This window comes from Arthrobacter sp. MDB1-55, from assembly GCF_059092925.1.
This window is the reverse complement of record NZ_JBNHID010000002.1, coordinates 834645-858099: the sequence shown is the minus strand read 5'-3', so window position 1 is coordinate 858099 and position 23455 is coordinate 834645. Positions and strand designations below refer to the sequence as shown.

23 protein-coding genes are annotated in these 23455 nt (G+C 63.9%); 10 read left to right on the top strand and 13 right to left on the bottom strand.

The window, feature by feature from the left end; genetic code table 11:
* Window positions 1-89: 89 nt before the first annotated feature.
* Window positions 90-1589, top strand: a complete 1500-nt coding sequence (gene putP, locus AC5RU3_RS11355; protein ID WP_493965568.1) for a sodium/proline symporter PutP — start codon at window positions 90-92, stop codon at window positions 1587-1589.
* A gap of 99 nt (window positions 1590-1688) precedes the next feature.
* On the opposite strand, the gene AC5RU3_RS11350 is transcribed toward putP, so the two are convergent.
* Complete coding sequence (locus tag AC5RU3_RS11350) at window positions 1689-2807, bottom strand: DNA polymerase IV (protein ID WP_458117194.1); 1119 nt, start codon at window positions 2805-2807, stop codon at window positions 1689-1691.
* A 117-nt stretch (window positions 2808-2924) separates the two neighbouring features.
* Between AC5RU3_RS11350 and AC5RU3_RS11345 the strand changes: the two genes are divergently transcribed.
* The gene (locus AC5RU3_RS11345; protein ID WP_493965567.1) at window positions 2925-3758 is read left to right on the top strand and encodes an aldo/keto reductase; all 834 of its coding nucleotides are present in this window, start codon (window positions 2925-2927) and stop codon (window positions 3756-3758) included.
* A 2-nt stretch (window positions 3759-3760) separates the two neighbouring features.
* Here the strand turns inward: AC5RU3_RS11345 and AC5RU3_RS11340 are convergent, their stop codons facing one another.
* Window positions 3761-4408 carry a pyridoxine/pyridoxamine 5'-phosphate oxidase gene (locus AC5RU3_RS11340; RefSeq protein ID WP_493965566.1) on the bottom strand — a complete coding sequence of 216 codons (648 nt, stop codon included), beginning with the start codon at window positions 4406-4408 and terminating at the stop codon, window positions 3761-3763.
* A 63-nt stretch (window positions 4409-4471) separates the two neighbouring features.
* Here AC5RU3_RS11340 and AC5RU3_RS11335 point away from each other — a divergent pair, with 63 nt between their 5' ends.
* Window positions 4472-5266: a phosphatase PAP2 family protein gene (locus AC5RU3_RS11335; RefSeq protein WP_309070515.1), complete on the top strand. Its 795-nt coding sequence runs from the start codon at window positions 4472-4474 to the stop codon at window positions 5264-5266.
* 108 nt (window positions 5267-5374) lie between these two features.
* Here AC5RU3_RS11335 and AC5RU3_RS11330 read toward each other — a convergent pair whose 3' ends face one another.
* From AC5RU3_RS11330 to AC5RU3_RS11320, 3 genes are read right to left on the bottom strand one after another with little or no spacing between them, the layout of a single operon-like run.
* Window positions 5375-7150 (bottom strand): thiamine pyrophosphate-requiring protein, encoded by a 1776-nt coding sequence (locus tag AC5RU3_RS11330; RefSeq protein ID WP_493965565.1) that lies wholly within the window; start codon window positions 7148-7150, stop codon window positions 5375-5377.
* Complete coding sequence (locus AC5RU3_RS11325; RefSeq protein WP_309070513.1) at window positions 7150-8289, bottom strand: baeRF2 domain-containing protein; 1140 nt, start codon at window positions 8287-8289, stop codon at window positions 7150-7152. The genes AC5RU3_RS11330 and AC5RU3_RS11325 overlap by 1 nt, the downstream gene beginning before the upstream one ends.
* Window positions 8286-8555, bottom strand: coding sequence for a hypothetical protein (locus AC5RU3_RS11320; RefSeq protein WP_309070512.1), 270 nt, complete (start codon window positions 8553-8555; stop codon window positions 8286-8288). The genes AC5RU3_RS11325 and AC5RU3_RS11320 overlap by 4 nt, the downstream gene beginning before the upstream one ends.
* A 115-nt stretch (window positions 8556-8670) precedes the next feature.
* Between AC5RU3_RS11320 and AC5RU3_RS11315 the strand changes: the two genes are divergently transcribed.
* Together AC5RU3_RS11315 and AC5RU3_RS11310 are read left to right on the top strand one after the other, a co-directional pair.
* Window positions 8671-9564, top strand: coding sequence for a phosphoribosyltransferase (locus AC5RU3_RS11315; RefSeq protein ID WP_493965564.1), 894 nt, complete (start codon window positions 8671-8673; stop codon window positions 9562-9564).
* Window positions 9565-9567: 3 nt separating this feature from the next.
* A complete protein-coding gene (locus AC5RU3_RS11310; protein WP_493965563.1) occupies window positions 9568-10362 on the top strand; it encodes an MBL fold metallo-hydrolase in 795 nt (264 codons plus the stop codon).
* Window positions 10363-10369: 7 nt separating this feature from the next.
* On the opposite strand, the gene AC5RU3_RS11305 is transcribed toward AC5RU3_RS11310, so the two are convergent.
* The 3 genes from AC5RU3_RS11305 to AC5RU3_RS11295 form a co-directional block, all read right to left on the bottom strand.
* Window positions 10370-11464 (bottom strand): LacI family DNA-binding transcriptional regulator, encoded by a 1095-nt coding sequence (locus tag AC5RU3_RS11305; RefSeq protein ID WP_493965562.1) that lies wholly within the window; start codon window positions 11462-11464, stop codon window positions 10370-10372.
* Window positions 11465-11510: 46 nt separating this feature from the next.
* Window positions 11511-12395, bottom strand: a complete 885-nt coding sequence (locus tag AC5RU3_RS11300) for a PfkB family carbohydrate kinase (RefSeq protein WP_493965561.1) — start codon at window positions 12393-12395, stop codon at window positions 11511-11513.
* Between the two features lie 93 nt (window positions 12396-12488).
* Window positions 12489-13493 (bottom strand): SIS domain-containing protein, encoded by a 1005-nt coding sequence (locus AC5RU3_RS11295; RefSeq protein ID WP_309071253.1) that lies wholly within the window; start codon window positions 13491-13493, stop codon window positions 12489-12491.
* 362 nt (window positions 13494-13855) lie between these two features.
* Here AC5RU3_RS11295 and AC5RU3_RS11290 point away from each other — a divergent pair, with 362 nt between their 5' ends.
* The 4 genes from AC5RU3_RS11290 to AC5RU3_RS11275 are packed head-to-tail and all read left to right on the top strand — an operon-like array spanning window position 13856 to window position 17841.
* The gene (locus AC5RU3_RS11290; protein WP_309071252.1) at window positions 13856-15175 is read left to right on the top strand and encodes an ABC transporter substrate-binding protein; all 1320 of its coding nucleotides are present in this window, start codon (window positions 13856-13858) and stop codon (window positions 15173-15175) included.
* Between the two features lie 3 nt (window positions 15176-15178).
* Window positions 15179-16141 carry a carbohydrate ABC transporter permease gene (locus AC5RU3_RS11285; protein WP_493965560.1) on the top strand — a complete coding sequence of 321 codons (963 nt, stop codon included), beginning with the start codon at window positions 15179-15181 and terminating at the stop codon, window positions 16139-16141.
* Window positions 16135-16971 carry a carbohydrate ABC transporter permease gene (locus AC5RU3_RS11280; RefSeq protein ID WP_493965559.1) on the top strand — a complete coding sequence of 279 codons (837 nt, stop codon included), beginning with the start codon at window positions 16135-16137 and terminating at the stop codon, window positions 16969-16971. Before AC5RU3_RS11285 ends, AC5RU3_RS11280 begins: the two co-directional genes overlap by 7 nt.
* 18 nt (window positions 16972-16989) lie before the next feature.
* Window positions 16990-17841 carry a sugar phosphate isomerase/epimerase family protein gene (locus tag AC5RU3_RS11275; RefSeq protein ID WP_493965558.1) on the top strand — a complete coding sequence of 284 codons (852 nt, stop codon included), beginning with the start codon at window positions 16990-16992 and terminating at the stop codon, window positions 17839-17841.
* Here the strand turns inward: AC5RU3_RS11275 and AC5RU3_RS11270 are convergent.
* Complete coding sequence (locus tag AC5RU3_RS11270) at window positions 17833-18600, bottom strand: VOC family protein (RefSeq protein WP_493965557.1); 768 nt, start codon at window positions 18598-18600, stop codon at window positions 17833-17835. The two genes, AC5RU3_RS11275 and AC5RU3_RS11270, sit on opposite strands and share 9 nt — an antisense overlap.
* Window positions 18601-18677: 77 nt before the next feature.
* Between AC5RU3_RS11270 and AC5RU3_RS11265 the strand changes: the two genes are divergently transcribed.
* Window positions 18678-19322, top strand: a complete 645-nt coding sequence (locus AC5RU3_RS11265) for an alpha-ketoglutarate-dependent dioxygenase AlkB family protein (RefSeq protein WP_309071247.1) — start codon at window positions 18678-18680, stop codon at window positions 19320-19322.
* 90 nt (window positions 19323-19412) lie between these two features.
* Here the strand turns inward: AC5RU3_RS11265 and AC5RU3_RS11260 are convergent, their stop codons facing one another.
* From AC5RU3_RS11260 to AC5RU3_RS11245, 4 genes are all read right to left on the bottom strand, one after another.
* Entirely contained in the window at window positions 19413-19934 is a 522-nt protein-coding gene (locus AC5RU3_RS11260; RefSeq protein WP_309071246.1) for a mycothiol transferase, read from the bottom strand.
* A 108-nt stretch (window positions 19935-20042) separates the two neighbouring features.
* A complete protein-coding gene (locus tag AC5RU3_RS11255) occupies window positions 20043-20918 on the bottom strand; it encodes a sugar phosphate isomerase/epimerase family protein (protein ID WP_458115794.1) in 876 nt (291 codons plus the stop codon).
* The gene (locus tag AC5RU3_RS11250; protein ID WP_309071244.1) at window positions 20915-22126 is read right to left on the bottom strand and encodes a dihydrodipicolinate synthase family protein; all 1212 of its coding nucleotides are present in this window, start codon (window positions 22124-22126) and stop codon (window positions 20915-20917) included. Before AC5RU3_RS11250 ends, AC5RU3_RS11255 begins: the two co-directional genes overlap by 4 nt.
* Window positions 22123-23259 (bottom strand): Gfo/Idh/MocA family protein, encoded by a 1137-nt coding sequence (locus tag AC5RU3_RS11245; protein WP_309124424.1) that lies wholly within the window; start codon window positions 23257-23259, stop codon window positions 22123-22125. The genes AC5RU3_RS11250 and AC5RU3_RS11245 overlap by 4 nt, the downstream gene beginning before the upstream one ends.
* Between the last annotated feature and the right edge of the window lie 196 nt (window positions 23260-23455).

The following is a 23455-nucleotide window of genomic DNA, read 5'->3' as shown; positions in this document are numbered from 1 at the left end:
CAGTTCACCTTATTGGCCAAACTGGACGACCCCTTGGAATAGTGGGCCGCTGCACACAGCCAACTCCAAGGAAGATGTGAATCTGACCAATGACTGACCAGATCTGGCAGTACCTGGCCATGGCGCTTTACATGCTCGCCATGCTGGGGATCGGCTGGTACGCCTACCGGCGAACATCCGATCTCGACGACTACATGCTCGCCGGCCGCGGGCTCACTCCGGGCGTCGCCGCGCTCAGTGCGGGAGCCTCCGATATGTCCGGCTGGCTGCTGCTCGGGCTTCCCGGGGCGATCTACCTATCCGGCCTGGTCGAGATCTGGATCGCCATCGGTCTGACCGTAGGCGCCTGGCTCAACTGGAAGTTCGTCGCGCCACGGTTGCGAAGCTACACCGAGGTGTCGAATAACTCGATCACGGTGCCAAGCTTCCTCGAGAACCGGCTCAAGGACCGCTCCCGCGTTCTTCGTGTGGTTTCGGGCGTAATCATCCTGGTCTTTTTCACGTTCTACGTCTCCTCCGGCATGGTGGCCGGAGGCGTCTTCTTCGAGTCATCCTTCAACTCCAGCTATACCCTCGGCATGATCCTCGTAGCGGCGGTCACCATCCTCTACACCCTGTTCGGCGGCTTCATGGGTGCTACCTACACCGATGTGGCGCAGGGTCTCCTCATGCTTGTCGCACTGCTCCTCGTCCCGATCATGGGACTGGTTAGTGTGGGCGGTTTCACGGGCATGACCGAGTCCATCAGCGCGGTCGATCCGTCCCTGTTGAGCTTCTTCGCGGGCGGTTCAATCCTCGCCGTTATTTCCGCCGCGGCCTGGGGTCTGGGCTACTTCGGCCAGCCGCACATCATCGTCCGTTTCATGGCGATGCGGAGCCCCCGTGACGCCAGGGCAGGACGCCGGATCGGTATCAGTTGGATGGTCCTCACGGTCCTCGGCGCCGTTGCCACCGCCCTGGTCGGCATCGCATACTTCCAGCAGAACCCGGACCTGACCCTTCAGGATCCGGAGGCTGTCTTCCTGTCGCTGTCACAGGCGTTCTTCCACCCGTTCGTTGCCGGCGTCGTCCTGGCGGCAGTGCTTGCAGCGATCATGAGCACCATCTCGTCACAGCTGGTCGTGTGCTCCTCGGCGCTGGTCGAGGACCTGTATAACATGGTGTCCAAGAAGACTCTGAACGCGAAGCAGGGCGTCATGCTTGGCCGCCTCGGCGTGCTGGTTGTTGCCGTCGTCGCGATGGTGCTGGCCTCTGGCCGTAACGAGTCGATCCTCGCTCTGGTGGCCTTCGCCTGGGCAGGCTTCGGTGCCTCCTTCGGCCCAGCCGTGCTTCTTTCGCTGTTCTGGAAGAAGCTGACCATGCCGGGTGCACTGGCAGGGATGATCGTTGGCGCTGTGATTGTCTTTGTCTGGGGCAATTCCCCGCTCGCCGACACCATGTACGAGATCGTCCCGGCGTTCTTCGCCAACCTGCTTGTCGCCGTCGTGGTCAGCCGGATGACCTGGAAGCCGAACGCGGAGATCGAGGCCGAGTTCGACGAGGCCGTCCGCGGCGTATCGGGCCGCAAGGAACCGGTGACGGTTTCCTAGCTGTCAGGCGCTGAACAGCTGGCCCCTAGGCTCCCCGGTTGCGCCCGCATCCGGGGAGCCCGCACTTTCGGGGCGGAACCCAGAAGTACGACGGCGCTCTCACCACCCGCTGCGCGTCGGAGTGTGCCCCTTCCGCGCTTCCTCCGGCATCGACATTTCCGCCCGGAAACCAAGGAGCCGCACAGGCCGCCCCTGCTCGATCTTCCCGACGAGCTCCAGAGCGCGGTCCAGCACCACCTCACGGTCGAACGTCTCAGGTATCCGCTTCGCATAGGTCTTGGTGAAGAACGGCGCGTACCGGACCTTCAGCGTCAGACCGACCACCGGGCGGCCTTCGGCGATAACGTCCTCGAGAACCCGCGCCACGAGTTCCCTGACGGCGTCGTCCACCTGCGCGGGGGCGGTGAGATCCTGCTGATACGTCGTTTCCCGGCTGTGTCCGCGGGCAACCCAGGGAGTGTCATCGACCACGGTTTCGCCGTCACCGCGTCCCAGCTGTGCGTACCACGGACCCATCTTCGGACCGAACTCCGGGACCAGATCGGCGGGATTACACGCTGCGAGTTGGGCAACGGTGACGATCCCGTGCGCAGCAAGCCGGCGGGACACCTTCGGCCCCACACCCCAGAGGTCGATCGTCGGCCGCTCGCCCATCACCTCGAGCCAGTTGCCTTCGGTCAGGCGAAAGACCCCCGCAGGCTTCGCGAAGCCCGTCGCAACCTTCGCGCGCACAAGGGTGTCGCCGATCCCCACACTGCTGGAAAGGCGGGTGTTCTCGAGCACCGCTTCACGCAGGCGTCGGGCGTATGCCTCCGGGTCCCCCGCCTCCACTCCAACGAAGGCTTCGTCCCAGCCCAGCACCTGTACGGTTGCGCCCGGCTGCGCGCGGAGCGTGGCCATCACCGCTTCTGACGCTTCGAGGTACGCCTCGTGATCCACGGGCAAGATCACGGCGTCCGGTACCTTCCGGGCCGCGATGCGCAGCGGCATTCCGGAACCGACGCCGAATGCACGTGCTTCATACGACGCCGTCGAGACGACCGCTCGCTCCGTGGGATCACCCCGGCCGCCGACGATGACCGGTTTTCCCGCCAGCTCGGGCCGTCGCAGTACCTCGACCGCGGCGATGAACTGATCCAGGTCGACGTGCAGCACCCACGAGGTCCGGCCTTGACTCACCGTCCCAGTCTGCCCGCCCGGTCCGTTTCGCACCACCATTCCGGACCCGATCACTTGGTCACGGATTGACGCACACCCTGCCCAACTAGAAGGCTGGGCAGAAGGCAGACCAAGACCCACACCCATACCCATACCCATACCCATACGAGGAGAACTATGACTGACGCAGCGGCCCCAACCATCGGACTCCTGAGCGGAGTGTCCATTCCGGCGCTCGGACTCGGCACCTGGCCGCTCAACGATGAGGAGGCAGCAGACGCCGTCGAGCAGGCCGTATCCGCCGGTTACCGCTTGTTCGACACTGCGGAGAACTACGGGAATGAAGCCGGGGTCGGCGAGGGTATCCGCAGGTCTGGAATTGACCGCGGGCAGGTCTTCATCACCACCAAGTTCAACAAGCAATGGCACAGCGTCGACGGCGTCCGCAAAGCATACGAGGAGAGCGCAGCCCGCCTGGGCGTGGACTACATTGACCTGCTGCTGGTGCACTGGCCCAACCCGGACCAGGACCTGTACGTCGAGGCTGTCCAAGGCCTTGCCGCGCTCCGCGAGGACGGTTTGATCAGGGCCATCGGCGTCTCAAACTTCAAGCCCGCCCACCTGCAGCGCGTCCTCGACGAGGGCTTGGTACCGGACGTCAACCAGATCCAGCTCGACCCCCGGCATACCCGTTCCGAGTCGCGAGCCTTCCATGCCGAGCACGGCATCATCACGGAGTCATGGAGCCCGCTGGGCAAGGGCGGCGCCCTCCTGCAGGATCCAGCCGTGGACCGTCTCGCGGACAAGTACGGCATGACGCCCGCTCAGATCGTGCTGCGCTGGCACCTCCAGCTGGGTCTGATCGCAATTCCAAAGTCCGCGAACCCGCTCCGCATCAAGCAGAACATCAATTTGTTCGGCTTCGAGCTGGAGCAGGAAGAGGTGGAGTCACTGTCGGCGTTGGACACCGGCGACGATGACATCACCGATTCCGACTCCTTCGGCCACTAGGACTAGGGCCAGAGAACGTCGCGCCGCCAGCCCTCTCCGTCGCGGACGTAGCGAAGGCGGGTATGGCGACGCTCCGCATCGGCCTGCCAGAACTCCAGCCGCTCCGGGGCGACGGTGTAGATGGTCCACGTCGCCGATCCCTTGCCCTCAATCCCCGCCAGTTCCCGCTCGACGGCGGCGCTCACCGATTCCCCCTCGAGAATGACCTCGCTCTGCCCGCCGGCGAGCACGAGCGCGCGTGCAGTGGGATGACGACGGCGGAAGTCGGCGTCGTTCTCCTCCGCCGTGCCCGGCGTCACCGGACCGCTGACCCGCACCTGCCGGCCCGCCGCCTGCCAGAAAAAGGTCAGAGCGGCATAGGGGGTTTCCCGAAGCTGACGCCCCTTCGGGCTCTCGCTGCTCGTAGCAAAGGAGAACCCGTTCTCGTCCAGGTCGCGAAGAATGACCACACGGGCGTCCGGGCGTCCGTCGTCGTCGGTTGTTGACAGGGTGACTGCGTGCGGGGCGGGTACACCGTCGTCGATCGCGGCGCTCAACCACTCCGTGAACAGATCCACCGGTGAAGCCGGCGCGGTGCCGGGATCGAACGGACGCATCTGCTCGGGGAAGACGGGCAGCCCGCGCAGCAGGTCCCGGGCTTGTGTATTCATGCGGCCAGCCTACGCTCGCGGAACGGCCACGCAGAGAACAGGCAGCGTTGCTAACCTCGGAAGATGTCGTTTCAGGACCCGGAGAACGAAGACCGTCACGTCGGCGCCCGCGACCTCACCCGGTGGACGACACCGGTAGGCCGGTTACTGGTCACATGCGTGAGGGCGGTCGCCCAGTGGATCGGACCGCGCTGGACACTGGTGATCATGCTGGTCATCGGCATCGGCGCGGCGGTGTCGCTCACGGTCGCCTCTGCCGAGGTGTATGAGGCTGTGGCCCAGGACGACGGAATCGCAGCGCTCGACCAGCCGACGCTCGACGCGGCAGTGGACTTACGGTCCCCCGGTCTCGACGGCGCAGCAACCGCGTTCACCCACCTCGGGGGCCCGGTGGGAATGCCCATCCTCGCAACGTGCGCGGTACTTGCTTTCACCGTGGTGCGGCGCTCCTTCACGCCGTTCCTCCTCATGATCTCCGCTGCCGGCGGATCGCTGTTGATGACGGTCCTGGGGAAGGAGGCGATCGGACGGCTCCGGCCCGACCTCCAGTTCGCGGTGCCGCCTTACGAGGTGTCCCCGTCGTTCCCCAGCGGCCACACGTTGAATGCGGTGGTGATTGCCGGAGTGACGGCGTACTTGCTGGTGCTGCGCCAGCACTCGAAGCGCGCACGGGCGCTGACCGTTCTCGGCGCCGTCGCCTTCGCGTTCATCATGGGCGCCACCCGCGTGTACCTCGGGCACCACTGGGTGACCGACGTTGCCGTCGCGTGGACCCTGGGCCTCGCCTGGCTGGCGCTGGTGATCACGGCGCACCGCCTGCTGCTGACGTTCGGCAGCTACAAACGTAAGCGGGTTTGACGGGTCCCACTGAACTCGTGGATTCCATGGGATAGTCCGGACTATCCCCCCGAATCCGCCCGTTCGGTGGGATAGTCCGCCCGTTCTGGTGACCCCGTTCCGGACGACCTAGAGCTGAGCCTCGATTTCCAGCCGCACGTACTCCCGCAGCAACTCCAGGGCGTGGTTGTTCCCCTCGGTCTCCAGCGCCTTTTCCATCGACTGGGCCAACTCCTGCCCGCCGGGGAACGGCGGAAGCAGCGGAACGTCAGCGTCGGTGCGGATGTCGAGCACAAACGGCCGGTCGGCGGAGAGTGCACGGTCCCAGGCCGGACCGACGTCCTCAGGGTTCTCCACCCTCACCCCATCCAGACCGAGGAGCCGCGCGTAGCCGGAGTAGTCCACGTCCGGAATGTCCTGGCTGTCATCGAAGCGCGGCTCGGTTTCCGTTTCACGCTGCTCCCAGCTGACTTCGGCGAGGTCACGGTTGTTGAGGACGCAGATGGCGAAGACCGGGTTCTTCCAGTTCTTCCAGAGCCTGCTGACCGTGATCAACTCGGCCATTCCGGTCATCTGCATGCCGCCGTCGCCGCTCAGCACCACCAGCGGACGGTCAGGAGACGCGAGCTTCGCCGCCAGACCATAGGGGATACCGCACCCCATGCTTGCGAGGGTGCTCGAAAGGTGGGCGGGGACGCCCGCAGGCAGATGCAGCTGGCGCGCGTACCAGTACACGCAGCTGCCGACGTCGATAGCCACCTGCGCATCATCCGGCAGGCGCCCGTTCAGCTCCCGGACAGCGCGCTCCGGGTTCACGGGATCCGCGGCGGTGAAGGCCCGGGCCTCTGAAAGGCTCCGCCAGGCGTCCACATGGCGCTCGACGTCCGCCAGCCAACCAGTGCGATGCTTCACCAGAGGCAGCAGAGCGCGGAGAGCCTCCGCGGCGTCTCCGGTCACGGCCACTTTCACCGGGTATCTGTTCCCGATCGCCTTTGCGTCATTGTCGATCTGCACCGCTCGGGCCTTACCGGGCGGCGGGTAGAACTCGGTCCACGGATCGTTCGAGCCGACAATCAGCAGGGTGTCGCAGTTGGCCATCACCCAGCCGCTGGCGCTGGTACCCAGATGTCCCATGGTGCCTGCGGCGTACGGCAGCGCCTCGTCCACGTACGGTTTACCGAGCAGGCTGGTCACGACGGCGGCGCCCAGCTTCTCGGCCAGCACCACCACCTCCTCCTGCGCAAGCCGTGCGCCCTGCCCAACCAACAGCGCGAGCTTCGATCCGGCATTCAGGACGGCGGCGGCGTCGTGCAGGTCCTGATCCTGCGGGACCATCTTCCCTGGGCTCCACAGCGGGGCGGACGGGATGACGCCGTGCTCGTGCTCCAGCTCCGGGGCGGGCTCCTGCTGCACATCGTGGGGCAGGATGACGACGGCGGGCGAGCGGGTGGCGAGCGCCGCCTTGAACGCCCGGTCTATCACCATGAGCGCCTGGTCGGGGCTGTTCACCTGCTGCCGGAAACCGGAGGCGACATCCTTGAACAGGCTCTGCAGGTCGATTTCCTGCTGATACGCCGAGCCGAGGACAGTCTGGCTCTGCTGCCCCACCAGGGCGACAACGGGCACGCTGTCCATCCGTGCGTCGTACAGGCCGTTGAGCAGGTGAACAGCACCCGGTCCCTGCGTGGAGAGCATCACGCCGACTCCACCTGTGTACTTGGCGTGTCCCACCGCCATGAAGGCTGCGTTCTCCTCATGACGAGCCTGAACGAAGGCCGGCCCACCGGCACGCCGAAGCGCGCCCAGGACCGGGTTGATCCCGTCCCCGCTGTAGCCGAACACGCGCTCGACTCCCCAGGCGGTCAACCGCTCGACAACAGCGTCAGCTACCAGCCGATCACCCATCAGCGAGCGGAAGGAACGGTGGGCCCTACCGGCCAGCGCAACAGCGCAGCCACTGGTCCGCCGTCGAGCGCGCCGGAAGGAAAGAGTGCCACCTCAGCGTCGGTGAGTACCGCCGCCCGCAACAACGACGACGGCGCCGGCACCTCCCCGAGCACGGGTGACCCTGCAGTTTCCCCATCGACCTCGGCGGTCCACGGTTCTGCTCCCAGAGCAAGAAGCCGATGGCCGTTCAGCCCGGCGGTCTCGAGGAGCAGCGTGTCGACCTGCGCCTGCTGCAGCGCGTGCACCACCGAACCGATACCTTCCGTTGACTCGGGATTGGCCCGCGCCTTCTGGTTGTTGAGCCTCTCGAGCAACTGCGCTTGCCGTCGCGCAATGCATTCCGCGACTCGTTTGTCGATTTCCTGCGCGTAGGCGCCCTTGTCCGCACCGTCGGTCCGGCTATGGCTTTCGACGATGGTGAGGATCTCCTTTGACTGTTCGCTCAGCTGTTCCGCGACCAGGTTCCGGGCACGGATGTCACCCGCGACAACGAGGAGCCTTGCCCGGCAGCTGCGGACAATCCGGTCGATCTCACCGGCGATGTCCGAGGCGTTCGCCTTCCAGATATTCTCGGTGCGATGTTGGTAGCGTCCTTGTGACCACCCACCGCTTGGCACCTTCTTGAGGTTCTCGGTCTCGCCCTCGATGTGGGTCATGTCGTCGTCCTGCCGTCCACCTGCGCGGCGAAGGTGGATCTCGCCGCCGTCGCGGCCTACTTCGGCCACTACGTAGGAGAAATCGTCCGGACGGTGCCACAGCAATGGACACAGGTTCGGCACTTCGTTCACCGAAGTGAACTCGGGCAGTGCAAGGGTGCCGGGCAGGAACTCGTCGAGCTCCACCGTGCCGTTTGCGACGACGAGCAACCGGGCCACCGGATCCGGAATGCCTTTCGCAGACTGGCGGAGGGCCTCAGCCACCGCTTTGCGGTCCTCCTTGGACGCTCCCGCCTCCTCAAGCGCCGTCGCAATGTTGTCCGGCCGGACATCGTCGGCGTGGAGGGAATCAACGGTCCCGGTACTCGCATCCGTGTAAATGGTCACCCATGGACCCGGCTTCCTGTAGAGGTCTGCGAGCATGTGCAGGGTGCTGGTCACTGCGCCTCCTCGTCGTCGTCATTGCCGGCAGCTTCATCGACCGATTGAGTGAGTCCGTCCTCGACGACGGCTCCCTCGCCCTGGTTGGTTTGCGACACGTAGACGGGCTGATCGCCCTCGGCCGTATCGTCGGAGTCGTCCACGCTTTCGGTCTCACGCCAGTCCTCAGCACGGGTGGGATGGTTACTGTGCACCAGCCCCTGTGTCTCGTGTTTCATCTGGTCGTCCACCTGTGGACCGTGGGTTGTGTTTCCCCGCTCTGCCATGACGTACCTCTCTCCTGTTGTTTCGGTTTCGTCTGACTCGAATTGCTAAGGCTACTGCCGGTTTATCATCCTCTAAGCTCGAATGAAAGACCCTCCTTTCCGACCGGTGCCCAAGATGGTGAGAACTCAGGAAGAACCAGAGCGATACGTCGACCGAGCCGATGCCGGTCGACTCCTCGCCACGGCGCTAATGCCGGTGGTCGAGGCCGATGGACTGCTCATTCTCGCCCTTCCGCGAGGAGGTGTTCCGGTCGCCGCAGTGGTGGCGGAAGCGCTTAGCGCACGGCTCGACGTCGTCATGGTGCGCAAGGTCGGGGTCCCCTCGTTCCCGGAGCTCGCGATGGGCGCCCTTGCCTCCATCGGCGGCGCCGTCGAAACGGTCCGGAATCCGCGCGTGCTGGAGCAGGTACGGGATGCCGACGCCGTCTTCGCAGCCGTTGCGAAACGTGAATTCGCCGAACTGCAGCGACGTGAAGCTCTGTACCGCGAGGGGATGGAGCCGCTGGTCGTGGCCGGTAAGACGGTGGTGATAGTAGACGACGGCGTTGCCACCGGAGCCACGATGCTCGCCGCCGTAGCGGCTCTTCGAAAGGCCGGGGTGAAGCGCATCGTCGCCGCCGCACCGGTGTTCCTGTCCAGCGCCTCAGTGACAGTGGGCAGTGCCGTCGACGAGCTGGTCAGTCCGTGGGCCGCGCCGAACCTGCCCGCCGTCGGCAGCGCCTACCGCGCCTTCGAGCAGGTATCGGACGAAGAGGTCCGACGGTTGTTGCGGGACGCGCGCGAGCGTAGTTTGGGGACCATGACGGATTACTCAGAGCTTCCCGATTCCTACCGCGCCTACCTTGCAGGGCTGGACGACAGCACGGCCGCCGCCCTGATCCCCGTTTTCAAGCAGTCTATTGCCGGCGGCGAGCACGGCGTCCTGGTCACGACGAACCTCGGGCCCGACACCCAGGCGGAAGTCTCCCCCGAGGTTCCGTTCGGCGAGATCCGAGAGACAGTCCGCTAACCGGTGTCCCCTGTGAAGGGTGGCCTGACCCCGAGCAGCCCGCTTACGCGCTACCACCTTGCGCCCAACCCCGGACCGATGAGCCTGGACGGCACCAACTCCTATGTCATCGCCGCGCCGGGTTCACCTGCCGTAGTTGTGGTTGACCCGGGGCCGCCCGACGACACCCATGTAGCCGCCCTGCAAGCGGCCGGGCTCGTGGAACTGGTGCTGATCACCCACCATCACTGGGATCACACCGAGGCCAGCGCCCTCTTCCACGAGATCACCGGCGCGCCGGTTCGCGCCCTCGACCCCGGATATTGCCACGGGGGCCATCCGCTCGATGACGGCGAGATTGTTACCGCCGGCGGCGTCGAAATCAGGGTTATGGCCACGCCGGGCCACACCGCAGATTCCGTGTGCTTCTACTTACCCGACGACGGCCCCGACGGTTCCGTACTGACCGGCGACACGATTCTTGGACACGGCACCACGGTCCTCAGCTACCCGGATGGAACCCTGGGCCAATATTTTCAGTCTCTCGACACGCTCGAGTCCCTGGGCAGTGCCAGCGTGCTGCCGGGCCACGGCCCTTTGCTCCCGCATCTCGACGAGGTTGTCGGTGCCTATAGAACGCACAGGCTGGAGCGGCTTGATCAGGTGCGGGCAGCGCTTGTGGCGCTGGGTCTGGCAGCTGATGATGCCGACGTCGGCTCCGTCACCGACCATGTATACGCCGAGGTCGATCCTTCAGTGCGCTCCGCAGCGCAGCAGTCGGTGGCAGCGCAGCTTCATTACCTGCGCTCCGAGCGCTAGCACGCGTTCACCGGCTGCGCTTCGCTACCGACGCGCGCTCTACGAACCGTGCCTCAAGTGTGTGCATGGTCCGCGAGGGAGTCGCTCCTTCTATCTCGCTCAGCAGGGTCTCTGCCGCCCGCGCACCCAGGTCCAGCATCGGTTGCGCGATCATCGTGAGCGGAGGCTCCATCACAGCCGCCCAGGAGCTGTCATCGAAACCAATGAGAGATACGTCCGCGGGGTAGCTGAAACCGCTCTCCCTGACGGCACGGAGAGAGCCGGTAAGAGCGTCATTCTCCGTGCAGAAGAGAGCAGTCACGCGATCATCAAGTGCCAACATTCGGGAGACGGCAACTGTTGCGTTCTGTTCAGTCTTGGGTCCCGTCATGACGAGGTCGGCGTCGAAAGGCAGACCGGCGTCGTCGAGTGCGTCCAGGTATCCGCGGAGCCGCTCCCCATCCGTCCAGAGGCTACGCGCTGCCGCAGCGGTGAGAGCCCGCCGGGTGGTGGCCGGCTTCTTCATCGGTGGCCCCCAGATGAATCCGATACGTCGGTGGCCATGCTCGATCAGGTGGTTCACCGCCCGTCGGCTCGCCTCCCGGTTGTCGATCACCACCGAGTCGAGCGCGAGGTGCTCCACGGCGCGGTCGACCAGGACCACCGGTATCCCCCGGGTCATCGCGTCCTGAATATGGGCGACATCGTCCCGTTCGACCGCCGCAGACGCGATGATCATGCCATCGACGCGCTTGTCGATGAGCACCCCTACAGCGGCCTTCTCTTCCTCGAGATCCTCGTGCGTGCTCAACACAATGGTGTCGAAGCCCCGTTGTCGTGAAAAATCGCTGATCCCCCTGGTGACGCCGGCGAAAAACGGATTACCGATATCCGCGACAATGAGCCCCAGGGTGTGGCTCACTCCAGTCGACATGCTGCGGGCGAGCGCGTTGGCCCGATAACCCAGCTTCTCGGCGGCGCTCAGGACGCGTTCCCTCAACTCCGGGCTGACATAGCCATATCCGCCGAGCGTACGGGCGGCCGAAGCTCGGCCCACTCCTGCCTCCGCGGCGACTTCGGAGATGGTTGGCGGGGCGACGCTGCGATCACGTTCAGCCGCCATTCAGATCGTCATTCTGTTTTGAATTCGGCGCATCCCGGTCAGCATGTCACATCGTAACCGCGATGCCGGAATCGGCAACACCTCGACCGAATGCTCCCTCCACCAGGCACTGCCGTGCGGCAAATGCGGCGCCCGCGTTCAGCGCGTTTCGAATCTCCGACTCACCGGGCGGTGCCGAGCGGCTCCATCCTCCCGCCACAAGAGTTACGGCAAATGCCGTAAGGAATGCGTCCCCACAACCCATGGTGTCAATCGGTTGTTCGGTCGCCGGGATGGGCACCGCCGGGGCACTGATGTAGTCCTGCCCGTTATATGCAACGGCTCCGGAGGATCCGCGGGTGCCAAGAGCCACGCCCGCGCCTCGTTCCACCAACGCGGAAAGAAGCTGCTCGGTATCAGTGTCCGTGAGACCCGAACACGAGATGAGGGCGAGATCAACGGAGGGGCAGACCCGCCTCAGGTACCCGGTGCTGCGAAACTCATCTTCACTCGAGAAGTCATAGCTGACCAGGGGTCCGGAAGGGCGGATCTTTCCGAGCTCGGTCTCGGAACGGGAATAGACACTCGAATGCACCAGGTCGAACCCTGCGACATAGCCCAGCAGGTCCTCGTCGAGTTCAAGAGGGTCTGACACGGTTACACCGCCTCCGTTCCACCCTCCGAACACCCGCTCTCCCTGCACGATGCTGATGGACGAGACTCCGCTAGGGCCGTCTCTGGTCACGGAACGACGGGTGTCCACCCCTTCAGCCTCGATTGCGTCCCGAAGGAAGCGTCCGTGTTCATCGGATCCGAACACTCCCAAATAGGACGACTGTGCTCCCAATTGGCGGGCGAATACGGCGAAGTTGACGCAGTTGCCACCGGGGTAGATCATCCCCCGGTCAAGGTACCGATCAACGATGTTGTCCCCGAACCCCAGAACCCTCACGGAGCCTCCCGTCCGATGTTGTAGATGCTTCATAGCCGCCCTTAGGTAGCTGGGCGCCTGCTCCCCAGAACAGACGCCCAACCTGGAAATGGATCAGTATTCGACAACGCGGTAGTAACGCCTGAGGTCCAAAGAGTGATTGCGTACCCGCTCGAGGTGTTTGCTGATACGACCGGTGACGGTGTCGAGGACGGCTGGTGCGAGAAGTCCGCGGAATTCCTCGCTGATGCCTTCCAACGGATAGTCCTTGGTATCAAGGACGGTGACGTCATCCGAAACCCGCTTGGCGAACTTTTCGACGCGCTCGGTCAGGGCGCGCGTCTCATCCTCACCCTGGAAAATGATGACGCTGGTGTCCTTCTCCAGCAGTTCGAGCGACCCGTGGAAGAACTCGGCGCTATGCACACGGGTGGTGCGCAGCCACTGCATTTCCTCAAGGATGCACATGGAGTAGAGGTACGTGAAGCCCCACAGGTTCCCACCCCCCACGAGGAAGTGATAGTCGGTGTCGGCATGAGCATCGGCGAAGGCGGCTGCGATGGGTTCCGCCTGGCGAGCCACGTCGACAAGCACACCGTCCAGCCCTGCCATCTCATCAGCGAATTTCTCGTAACCCGCGAACTCTCCGCGTTCAGACAGCAGCCGCGTCATGAAGAGCAGCATCTGCATGTCGAACGGCCAGGTCTTCGGCTCAGAGATAAGTGCAGCATCCACTGCCTGGGCAATAGGAGAATCCGCGTAACCGGTGAACGCGACGGTGTAGACGCCGCGCTGCTTGCAGTACTCGATAGCGCGCAGGCTGTCGTCGGTCGTTCCAGACACGGAAGTGAACACGGCCACGGAGTTCTCCCCCAGGGTCGCATCTCCGGAAACGATCAGCTCGGCCGCTATGGCGGCCTTCACCGGCAGGGTTGAATGCCGGCGGGCGAGGTGCTCGTAGGGCCACATGGCAGCGTAGGTTCCGCCTGCCCCGATCAGGAAGACGTTGCTGACCCCCTTCGCGGTGATGGTACTGACCAACTCCTCGATGTTCGGGCGGAGGGACACTGCACTGGCGATCTGTTTGCGGAATGCTGACTCGTCAAAACCGAGCATCATTTTCCTTTCGGAGGGAGGTGTAGGCGATAGGAGAACCGTTCGTATCGAAAGAACCTGATACCGGTATCAGCCATGACCGATGCTGGCACATCCAGCTGGAGGCCGTCAAGGACTTTCGTGAGAAGACTGCCGAGACCGCTTGTTTCCAGTGCGCTACAACTGGGGCATCGTCCCGAAACCACCGCTTCCGAATGGCTAGAGGACCAGGCAATTAAATATTTTTCGGAAAGGTCTGGTACCGGTACCAGATGCTCTGTATAGTCGTCGAAATCACGCAGTACCTGTTCTCACATCCAACGGCGGGTTTGATGGCTCACATACGTGGCTATGACGGTCCCGCTCGTCCAACATGAAGGACCACCATGCAGAAACGAGATTCCCTGGCGGCCATCGCGCTGGTTATGGCGTCGGCGCTCGGACTCAGCGGATGCGCAAACCAGTCGAGCACCGCTGTCGCCAATGTAGGAGCCGAACCGGAGTTCTCCGGCACACTGAGCATTCTCACGAAGTTCGCCGGCGACCCGCTGCAGCCCTACTTCGAAGACCTTGCCGCTGAGTACACGGAACTCCATCCGGAGGTCGAAGTTGAACTCATTCAGGAAACCGATCAGAGCATCAAGGACAAGACGAAGACACTGACAGCATCCGGAGCACTGCCGGACATCTACTTCAGCTGGACAGGCGACTGGGCGGAGAACTTCGTCACCGGCGGGCTTGCAGCTGACCTCACCGGGGTCATAGGTCCCGACACCGAATGGGGAAAGACCTTCGGAGAGGCTTCGCTCGACGCGTTCAAGTACAACGACAAGTACTTCGGGGTACCGCTCTACAACAACGGCAAGTTCATGGGATACAACAAAGCTGCGTTCGAGGAGGCCGGGATCGAGGTTCCGACGTCGTTCGATGAGCTCATCGAGAGCTGCGGCCCGCTTCGGGAGGCGGGTTTTGAACCCATAGCGTTCGGAAACAAGGACGGTTGGCCTGGGCTGCATTATCTCCAGCAGCTCTTCGCCTACAATGTGCCGGCTGAGGTGCTGCAGGCGGACTTCAATCCGGAGAGCGCAAAGCTGGACCACGAGGGATACGTCGCTTCGCTCGAACAGTTCAAGACCCTGGTTGATGAGTGCACCGACAGTGGTGACGGCACCAACGGGGTTCTGTACACCACGGCCCAGGAGGCGCTGGCAAGCGGATCGGCCGCGATGTACTACCAGGAGATCCTGGAGTTCGACACTGTCACAGCGGAGGGCAACGAGCTCACTGGCGAGAACTTCGGAATCTTCAAGCTTCCGGTCCCCGCAGGAGCCGAGGGTGACCCGGATGCCATTGAAGGCGCACCCGAGGGATACCTCATCAACGCCAAGTCCCCTCGCGCAGCACTAGCGGTGGATTTCATGAAGTTCGTGACGACAGCGGAGAGCGCCAAAACTCTCTCGTCACCGCCCTACGGACAGCCAAGCACCGTTCTCGGGGCCGTCACGCCGGAGACTTCGAGTGTCGCCGTAAATGAGGGCATCACCCAGGTCAACGACGCGAGCCAGATCGTCGTCTGGCTCGATACGGTGACCGTTCCGGAGGTCGCCGATGCCTGGCTTGCTGGCGGAGAGGCGATTATCAGCGGTAGCTCGACGCCCGAAGAGGTGCTCGAGAGCGTGCGCAACGCTTCCAACTCGGCGAAGTAAGCCATGCTGACAGTGGAGGGCACCCGCGCAAAGCGGGTGCCCCGGCCCCACTCCCCGATCCGCAAAAGCTCATCGACGCGCCAGTCCGGGATCAAGCGCATTCTGGGTTTCGCTTGGGTGCTTCCGGCCCTGGTGCTCCTGGCCGTGTTCGTCTACCTGCCGCTGGTACAGAACCTTGGGTTCAGCTTCCTCGAATGGGATATCTACAGCGGTAGCCAGACCTTCGTCGGCGCGGAGAACTACATCAAGCTTTCCAGTGACCCGATCTTCTGGTCAGCGCTCGGCAACAACGCTTTGTATGCGGGTGTCTCCATCGTCTTCCAGGTATGCGGGGCACTCGCGTTGGCTGCACTGATCGAAAGTGTGCGCAGGGAGCGCTGGAGGCGGGCACTGCGAGCGGTCTACTTCATCCCGTCCGCTATCTCCCTCACGGTTGCAGGCCTCCTTTTCTACTTCATCTACGAGCCCAACCTCGGCTTGCTGAACTACGTACTGAGCGGGGTAGGCCTGGATGCGCTGACCCAGCCCTGGCTCGGCCAGGAGAGCACCGCCATGATGGCGGTGATTGCGATGAGCCAGTGGCAGGGATTCGGGTACTCGACCCTCCTCTTCGCGGTCGCAATCCAACGCATTCCTTCGGAGCTCTACGAGGCCGCCTCCATCGACGGAATTGGGGTGATCCGCAGATTCTTCACGGTGACCGTGCCCCTGGTCCGTGAGATGACCGGCCTGATGACCATCGTCACGATCTCCGGGGCCTTTCAGGTCTTCAACGAGGTGATGGTGATGACCAGTGGCGGGCCCAACAACTCCACCCAGGTGCTCGCTACCTGGCTGTACCGCAGCGGTTTCGTCCGCAACGATTTCGGTTACGCGGCCGCGATCGCCATGGTGATCTTCCTTGTCACCCTCATCATCGCTCTCGCGCAGCTCTGGATTACACACAGGAGAAGAGTGGAATGGTGACTCGATTCTCGTTCCTCGGCATCATGGCGAAGGTCTTCATGTGGACCTTCCTCCTCGGCCTGGCGGTGGTGGTAATTTATCCGCTGCTGTGGATGGTGCTCAATGGTTTCAAAGAGAACGCCGAGCTCTTCGGCAACCCCTTTGCGCTCCCCGTGACCTGGGACTGGGAGAACTACGCGAATGCCTGGAACAGGGGCGTCAGCAATTACCTGATGACCAGCGTTCTTGTGACCGTAACCTCCACCATCGCCACGGTGTTCATCAGCGCATGGGCCGCCTACGGACTGACGCGCGTCAACATCCCTTTCAACAGGGCTATCGTGACGGCAATCCTCGGTGGGCTCATGCTCGCCCCCGCCGTCGCCCTCGTTCCGCTGGTGAAGATGTTTCAGGGCCTGGGGCTTTACAACACTTTCTGGGCGCTTCTCATTCTCTACACAGCTTTTCGCATCCCTTTCACGACCTTCCTGATCCGGGCGTACATGATTGATCTGCCGAGGGAGATTGACGAGGCCGCGAAGGTGGACGGTGCCACACAGTGGACAACTTTCTGGCGGGTCATTCTGCCCATGTGCAAGCCGATCATCGTCTCGACGGTCATCCTTCACGTCTTATTCGCATGGAACGAGTACCTCTTCGCGATGGTCTTCACAAGCGGGACGGGCGTCCAAACCCTCCCTGTGGGCCTGACCAGCCTGATGAGCAAGCACGGAACCGACTACCCGGTGGTCTTCGCGGGGATGGTGATCGCCGCGGTGCCCGTGGTGCTCCTGTTCTTCCTGGGGCAGCGCTACTTCGTGAAGGGGCTGGCCGATGGCATCGGAAAGTAAGTTCCCGGGAGGTCTCTCGTGAGCCTTTCGACGAATCAGATCACCGGGTCGAACTTTTCCTATCAACACCTGCCGTTCGAGACTTTTCTCGATGACATGGTGGCCCTCGACAGGGAACGGCTCGAGTTATGGGGCATCGCCCCTCAGTTCCACATCCCGCAACTCACCGCTGCTGATCTGTTGGCCGTCCGCCGACAGCTCCAAGAACGGCAGCTGCACATCCACTGCATCACCGCGGAACAGGTTATGTACCCGGTCAACATCGCGTCTTCCATCGCCTGGTTGCGAGAGCAGAGTATTGCCCTGTTCCGTCGCGCGGCGCAGGTGTGCGCCGAACTACAGGCTCCGCTGCTGTTTCTGACCCCCGGCCGGGGCTTCGAGAACGAAAGCGTGGGTGCTGCGTGGCAGCGATCCGTCGACGCGGTGGGAGAGATCACCGCCTATGCCGGCAGTCTTGGCGTTGATTGTGTTCTGGAGCCCTTGCAGCGGGTGGAGTCGAACCTAGTCAACGATTCCCCGGCACTTCGCCGGATGATTGACGACGTCGGCGCCTCACATCTCGGTGCCGTGCTGGACACGGTTGCCATGGCGGCAGCCGGCGAAACAGTCGCCGACTATCACGAGCATCTGGGAGCCCTCATCCGGCATGTGCACCTCGTTGATGGACGCCCGACAGGGCACCTCGCATGGGGGGACGGTGAGCTGCCGCTGGGAAGCTACGTCGCGGCCCTTGACGATTACGGGTACACGGGCCACTTCACCTTTGAGCACTTCGGTGACGGCACCTACGCATTCAATCCCCGTGCGGCGCTCGAACAATCCCTCGACGCGTTCAGAGAGGCGATCGCGGGCAGTGACGCACTAGCGTGAGTTGATCCAGAAAGCTACGCCGGACGGGTCTGTTGCACTGCAGACCCGTCCGTAGGGCGAGTCCTGCGGTTCGGACGTCACCGTTCCACCGGCTTCAGGAATGCGAGCCGCGACGGCGTCCGTGTTCTCCACGCCGAAATACACTCCCCAGGCGGAAGGTGCGCCTTCGCGCAGCAGGTTGGCGGCATCCATGATGCCCGCCTGTTGATCGCCCTCCACCAGGCCTGTCGTGTAGCGGAAGTCCTCCGTGTCGCTTTCCACCTGCGGTTCCCAGCCAAGGACACGCGGGTAGAAGTCGACGCACAGGCGGTACTGTCGGGTCATCAACTCGTGCCAGACAGCGGCACCCGGCTCACCGTGCAGTCCAAAGCCGGGCAGTTTCTTTCCCTGCCAAAGCCCGAAGGTCGCTCCGGACGGATCGGCAAGATGGGCGACGCTCCCCTGGTCTGAAACCTCGAACGGCTCAATCAGGATTTCTGCTCCCGCCAGTGCTGCCTTCTCAGTCAAGTCCCGCACGTTCCCGGCGGCGAAGTAGGTGATCCATCCGTCCGGGGAACCTGACTCGTTCGAGTTGGCGATGAGGCCTGCAACCGCCTTACCCTTCCTGAGGAACTTGGTGTAGTGCCCATAGTCGGGTCCCAGGTCCTCGACATCCCAGCCGAACAACCCGCTATAGAAGCGCGCAGACCGCGCCGGATCGGAACTGGCGAGGTCGATCCAGCAAGGCATTCCGTCACGGAAGGTTTCTCGGCTGGGCATGGCTCCTCCTCCTGGCAAGTCGGTCGAAGCGAGCGTATCGCCCGACTACGGCGCACACAATGGAAGACAATTAGCCCATGGCTACTCTCCTGCCTCGCGATCCGGCCGTCGTCGCTCCCGGCGCTGTGCATATTCCGGGCTGGTTGAACCTGGATCGCCAACGCGAGCTCGTGACGGCGTGCCGAGACTGGGCATCCGGTCCGGTGCCGATGCGGCACACACGCATGCCCAACGGCTCCCAGATGTCGGTGCAAACGGTGTGCCTCGGTTGGCACTGGATGCCCTACCGCTATAGCAGGACAGCCGACGACGTCGACGGCGGCCCGGTCGCGGACTTCCCTTCCTGGTTGGCTGAGTTGGGGCGGGACGCCGTCGGGGCTGCGTATGGTGCGCGCGACGAGAGCTACAACCCGGACGCGGCGCTCATCAACTTCTACGACGCCTCAGCGAAGATGGGCATGCACCAGGACAAGGAGGAGAAGTCCCTTGCACCGGTTGTGTCGCTGAGCATCGGCGACAGCTGCCTCTTCCGGTTCGGGAACACGGAGAACCGGAACAAGCCATGGACCGACGTTCGGCTCGAGTCCGGCGACCTGTTTGTGTTCGGCGGCGAGTCCCGTCTGGCGTACCACGGGGTCATGAAGACGTACCCGGGGACATCGGACCCTGCGCTGGGCCTGGAGGGGCGGCTCAACATCACGCTACGGGTGACCGGGCTCTGAGCCAGATCCGGCCAGAATCGCCGGTTCGGTGCAGAATCGTCGGATGTGCACAACTATCCTGCACCAAACCGGCGATCTTGCAAGGTCGAGTCAGGTCAGGAGTCCCCGCAGGTAGGCGGCCTGCCCGGCATGCTGCATGCAGTCCTCGATGACGCTGACCAGACGTACCCGTAGCGTGACCGGCGGATCCCACGATGTGTCGATGATCCGGTTCAGGTCCGTCTCGCTCAGGTTTTCGACGAACTCCAGCGTTCGGGCGTGCACTGCGCGGTGATACTCGATGAGCAGCTCGGCCTCCTGGACACGCACCCTGTCCACGTCCGCGGATCCGTGACCGTACCCGGTGTCCTCCCGCGGCAGGTCGAGGGTGAACTTCTCGGCCCAACCGTCGGCAAGCCACAGCTCGTTACGATCGGCGGCATCTGCAAGATGGTTGTCCTGTACCCGGGTGAGGTGCCAGATCAGCCAGGCGATGCTGTTCCCGGAAGAGCCGGAACCATCGGAGAGACGCGGCCGGTAGGCGAGCTGGCCGGCGTCGAGCCCGTCCGTCGCCTGCGACACCGCGTCGGGAATTCGTGAAAAGGCCTCAACCAACACGTCGCTTCCACTCATGCGCCCAGCCTAACGACTCCGCGTCCACGCAGAAACGCCGGAAAGGTGCAGAATCGCCGGATTGATCCGACGATCCTGCACCTTTCCGGCGCGTTTGTGTCTGCAGGCCTAAAGGTAGGGCTCCACGAGGGACTCGTAGCGGGCCTTCACCGTGGCCAGTACGTCGGCAGCCGGCGAATTCCAGATCTCCTGGTTGAAGATCTCGACCTCGACAGGTCCCGCGTAGCCGGTCGCGGCAACCCAGCGGGTGATGGTCTCGAAATCGATGTACCCGTCACCCATGTAGCCGCGGGAGAGCAGTGCGTCCGCCGCAATGGGCAGGTTCCAGTCGCATACCTGATAGGACGCAATGCGCCCCTCGGCACCCGCACGCTGAATCGAGGACTCGAGCGCAGGATCCCACCACACGTGGAAGGTATCGACGACGACGCCCACGGTCTCCGCCGGGAACGACGCCGCAAGGTCGAGCGCCTGACCCAGTGTCGAGAGCACCGCGCGATCCGCCGCGTACATCGGGTGCAGGGGCTCCAACACCAGGCGCACGTTGTGCTCCTGAGCCACCGGCACCAGTTCGGCGATGCGGTCAGCGACCCGCTGACGGGCAGCGGCGACGTCCTTCGCACCCGGAGTTGAAGGGTCGACGGCGGCACCACCGATGAGCGCGCCGGCGGCCGGCAGTCCGCCGACCACCATGATCAGCTCCCGGGTACCCAGCGTCGCCGCTTCGACGATTGCCTGGGTGTTGTCGGCCAGCGCAGCTGCCTGCCCGGCCTCGTCCGCAGCGGTGAGGAACCCTCCGCGGCACAGGCTCGAGACCTGCAGTCCGGCTTCGGACACGAGCCGCACGGCCTTGTCCAGACCGACCTCGGCCACCCGGTCGCGCCAGACACCGATGTGCGAGAGCCCGGCATCCGAAGAGAGGGCGACCGCTTCGGCAAGCGTGATGTTCTTGGTGGTCGCTGTGTTCAACGAGAGACGGCTCATGCACCCACTCCGTAGCTCGCCAGAAGCCATTCAAAGCGGTGTGCGGCGGTCTCCGGGTCGCGCAGCAGCCCGGCCTGGTCCGCAAGGCGGAAAGTCTCGGCGAGATGCAGCGCCGAGCGTCCGGAATGCAGGCCGCCGACCATCTGGAAGCCCGGCTGGTGGCCGTTGACCCAAGACAGGAACGCCACACCGGTCTTGTAGTAGAACGTCGGCGAGCTGAAGATGTGCTTGCCGAGTTCCCGGGTGGAGTCGAGGATTGCGCGCCCGCGGTCCGCGTCGCCGTCGTCGTACGCCTGAAGGGCTGCCGAAGCGGCAGGGTAGATCGCCGCGAAGATGCCAAGCAGGGCATCCGAGTAGTGCGTGCCGTCGCCGTGGATGAGTTCGGGGTAGTTGAAGTCATCGCCGGTGTAGAGCCGCACGCCCTCTGGAAGTGCTGCCCGCAGCGCGGTCTCGTGTGCGGCGTCGAGCAGTGACACCTTGACGCCGTCCACCTTCTCAGGCTGCGCGCGGATGAGGTCCAGGAAGATGCTGGTTGCGGCATCCACGTCGCTGTTGCCCCAATAACCGCTCAGCGCCGGGTCGAACATGGTGCCGAGCCAGTGCAGGATCACGGGCTCATCAGCCTCGGCGAGCAGGATTCCGTAGACGTACTGGTAGTCGGCCGGGCTCTGCGCAACCGCTGCGAGTGCGCGGGAAGCCATGAGGATGACCTTCGCACCGGCGTCGGACACCACCTTGATCTGTTCCCGGTAGGCCTCGACGACGGCGTTCAGCCCAGCCCTGCCGGACGGCAGGCTCGCGAGGTCCAGCTGATCCGTGCCGGCACCGCAGGCGAGCAGGTCGCGGACGGTCTTGCCGCGGGTCGCGTCAGCACCCGAGCCGACGACGGCGGCAGCCTCCGCGCCGGAGCGACGGATCAGTTCCTGCGTGGCAGCCCAGTCCAAGCCCATGCCGCGCTGCGCGGTGTCCATGGCATCCGCGACACCGAGCCCGTAGGACCACAGCTCCCGGCGGTAGGCCAGCGTGGTGTCCCAGTCGAGGACCGCAGGCGCGCCGGGGGTGTTGTCAGCGGTGACCTCGGGGATGACGTGGGCGGCTGCGTAGGCATGACGCGCGGTCAGCGGCGCGGTCGGCTTCGCCCACGTGGTCGCCGGAGCGAGTTCGTAGCGCTCAAGCCCGGTCGAGGATGGAAGGTAGAGCGAGGTCATAGCGTGATCTCCGGGATGTCGAGAGTGCGGCGCTCGGCGGAGGACTGCAGTCCGAGTTCGGCAAGCTGGACGCCGCGGGCTGCGGAGAGGAGACCGAAGCGGTGCTCGCGGCCGGCCGAAACGTCGCGGAGGAACTCTTCCCACTGCAGCTTGAAGCCGTTGTCGAGTTCGGCGTTCGCGGGTACTTCCTGCCACTGGTCGCGGAAGGACTCGGTGACGGGCAGGTCAGGGTTCCAGACCGGCTTGGGGGTGTGGGCTCGCTGCTGGGCAACGCACTTGTTGAGGCCCGCGACGGCGGAGCCGTGGGTACCGTCGATCTGGAACTCAACGAGCTCGTCACGGTAGACGCGCACAGCCCAGGAGGAGTTGATCTGCGCGAGCACCTGATCGCCGGCGGGGGTCTCCAGTTCGAAGATGCCGTAGGCGGCGTCGTCGGCCGTTGCCTTGTATTCCTTGCCCTGCTCATCCCAGCGGGTGGGGATGTGGGTGACAGTGTTGGCGTTGACGGTCTTGACCTTGCCGATGATGCCCTCAAGGACGTAGTTCCAGTGGCAGAACATGTCGGTGGTCATGCCGCCGCCGTCTTCCTTGCGGTAGTTCCAGGAGGGGCGCTGTGCGGGCTGGTGGTCGCCCTCGAAGACCCAGTAACCGAACTCGCCGCGCAGGGAAAGGATGCGGCCGAAGAAGCCTTCATCCACCAGGCGGCGCAGCTTCACCAGGCCCGGCAGGTAGAGCTTGTCGTGGACAACTCCGGCGGTGATGCCGGCTTCCTGGGCGATGCGCGCCAACTCAACCGCCTCGTCGAGGGTCTCCGCCGTGGGCTTCTCGGTGTAGATGTGCTTGCCGGCTGCAATGGCCTTCTTGAGGGTTGCAGGGCGCAGCGAAGTCATGGAGGCATCGAAGACGACGTCAACGGTGGGATCGGCGATGATCCCGTCCAGGTCGGTGGTCCAGTGCTCGACTTTGTGCTGCTGGGCCAGGTCGCGGATCTTCGCTTCGTTGCGTCCTACGAGGATGGGCTCTACCTGAACCTTCGATCCGTCAGCGAGGGTGACTCCACCCTGCTCACGGATGGGAAGGATGGAGCGCACCAGGTGCTGCCGGTACCCCATCCGACCGGTGATGCCATTCATCGCAATGCGGATGGTCTTGGTCTCAGTCACGTTGTACTCCCAGAGGGCTAAGAATGTTGGTGGAAAGCGCTTTCCAATATAGAGTGGTGATCGAGACCACGTCAACCCCCTTCTTCCACTGAGTGCACCTCATGACGCCGCGAGGCGTTCAGCGGCACGTCGACTGCACTCAATAGGCGGAACCCTCACATCAAGG

Bases quoted from the DNA above. Each gene is read 5' to 3' on its own strand.
- putP (WP_493965568.1), top strand. From the start codon at position 90: ATGACTGACCAGATCTGGCAGTACCTGGCCATGGCGCTTTACATGCTC.
- AC5RU3_RS11350 (WP_458117194.1), bottom strand. From the start codon at position 2,807: ATGGTGGTGCGAAACGGACCGGGCGGGCAGACTGGGACGGTGAGTCAA.
- AC5RU3_RS11345 (WP_493965567.1), top strand. From the start codon at position 2,925: ATGACTGACGCAGCGGCCCCAACCATCGGACTCCTGAGCGGAGTGTCC.
- AC5RU3_RS11340 (WP_493965566.1), bottom strand. From the start codon at position 4,408: ATGAATACACAAGCCCGGGACCTGCTGCGCGGGCTGCCCGTCTTCCCC.
- AC5RU3_RS11335 (WP_309070515.1), top strand. From the start codon at position 4,472: ATGTCGTTTCAGGACCCGGAGAACGAAGACCGTCACGTCGGCGCCCGC.
- AC5RU3_RS11330 (WP_493965565.1), bottom strand. From the start codon at position 7,150: ATGGGTGATCGGCTGGTAGCTGACGCTGTTGTCGAGCGGTTGACCGCC.
- AC5RU3_RS11320 (WP_309070512.1), bottom strand. From the start codon at position 8,555: ATGGCAGAGCGGGGAAACACAACCCACGGTCCACAGGTGGACGACCAG.
- AC5RU3_RS11315 (WP_493965564.1), top strand. From the start codon at position 8,671: ATGGTGAGAACTCAGGAAGAACCAGAGCGATACGTCGACCGAGCCGAT.
- AC5RU3_RS11305 (WP_493965562.1), bottom strand. From the start codon at position 11,464: ATGGCGGCTGAACGTGATCGCAGCGTCGCCCCGCCAACCATCTCCGAA.
- AC5RU3_RS11295 (WP_309071253.1), bottom strand. From the start codon at position 13,493: ATGATGCTCGGTTTTGACGAGTCAGCATTCCGCAAACAGATCGCCAGT.
- AC5RU3_RS11290 (WP_309071252.1), top strand. From the start codon at position 13,856: ATGCAGAAACGAGATTCCCTGGCGGCCATCGCGCTGGTTATGGCGTCG.
- AC5RU3_RS11285 (WP_493965560.1), top strand. From the start codon at position 15,179: ATGCTGACAGTGGAGGGCACCCGCGCAAAGCGGGTGCCCCGGCCCCAC.
- AC5RU3_RS11280 (WP_493965559.1), top strand. From the start codon at position 16,135: ATGGTGACTCGATTCTCGTTCCTCGGCATCATGGCGAAGGTCTTCATG.
- AC5RU3_RS11270 (WP_493965557.1), bottom strand. From the start codon at position 18,600: ATGCCCAGCCGAGAAACCTTCCGTGACGGAATGCCTTGCTGGATCGAC.
- AC5RU3_RS11265 (WP_309071247.1), top strand. From the start codon at position 18,678: ATGGCTACTCTCCTGCCTCGCGATCCGGCCGTCGTCGCTCCCGGCGCT.
- AC5RU3_RS11260 (WP_309071246.1), bottom strand. From the start codon at position 19,934: ATGAGTGGAAGCGACGTGTTGGTTGAGGCCTTTTCACGAATTCCCGAC.
- AC5RU3_RS11255 (WP_458115794.1), bottom strand. From the start codon at position 20,918: ATGAGCCGTCTCTCGTTGAACACAGCGACCACCAAGAACATCACGCTT.
- AC5RU3_RS11250 (WP_309071244.1), bottom strand. From the start codon at position 22,126: ATGACCTCGCTCTACCTTCCATCCTCGACCGGGCTTGAGCGCTACGAA.
- AC5RU3_RS11245 (WP_309124424.1), bottom strand. From the start codon at position 23,259: ATGAATGGCATCACCGGTCGGATGGGGTACCGGCAGCACCTGGTGCGC.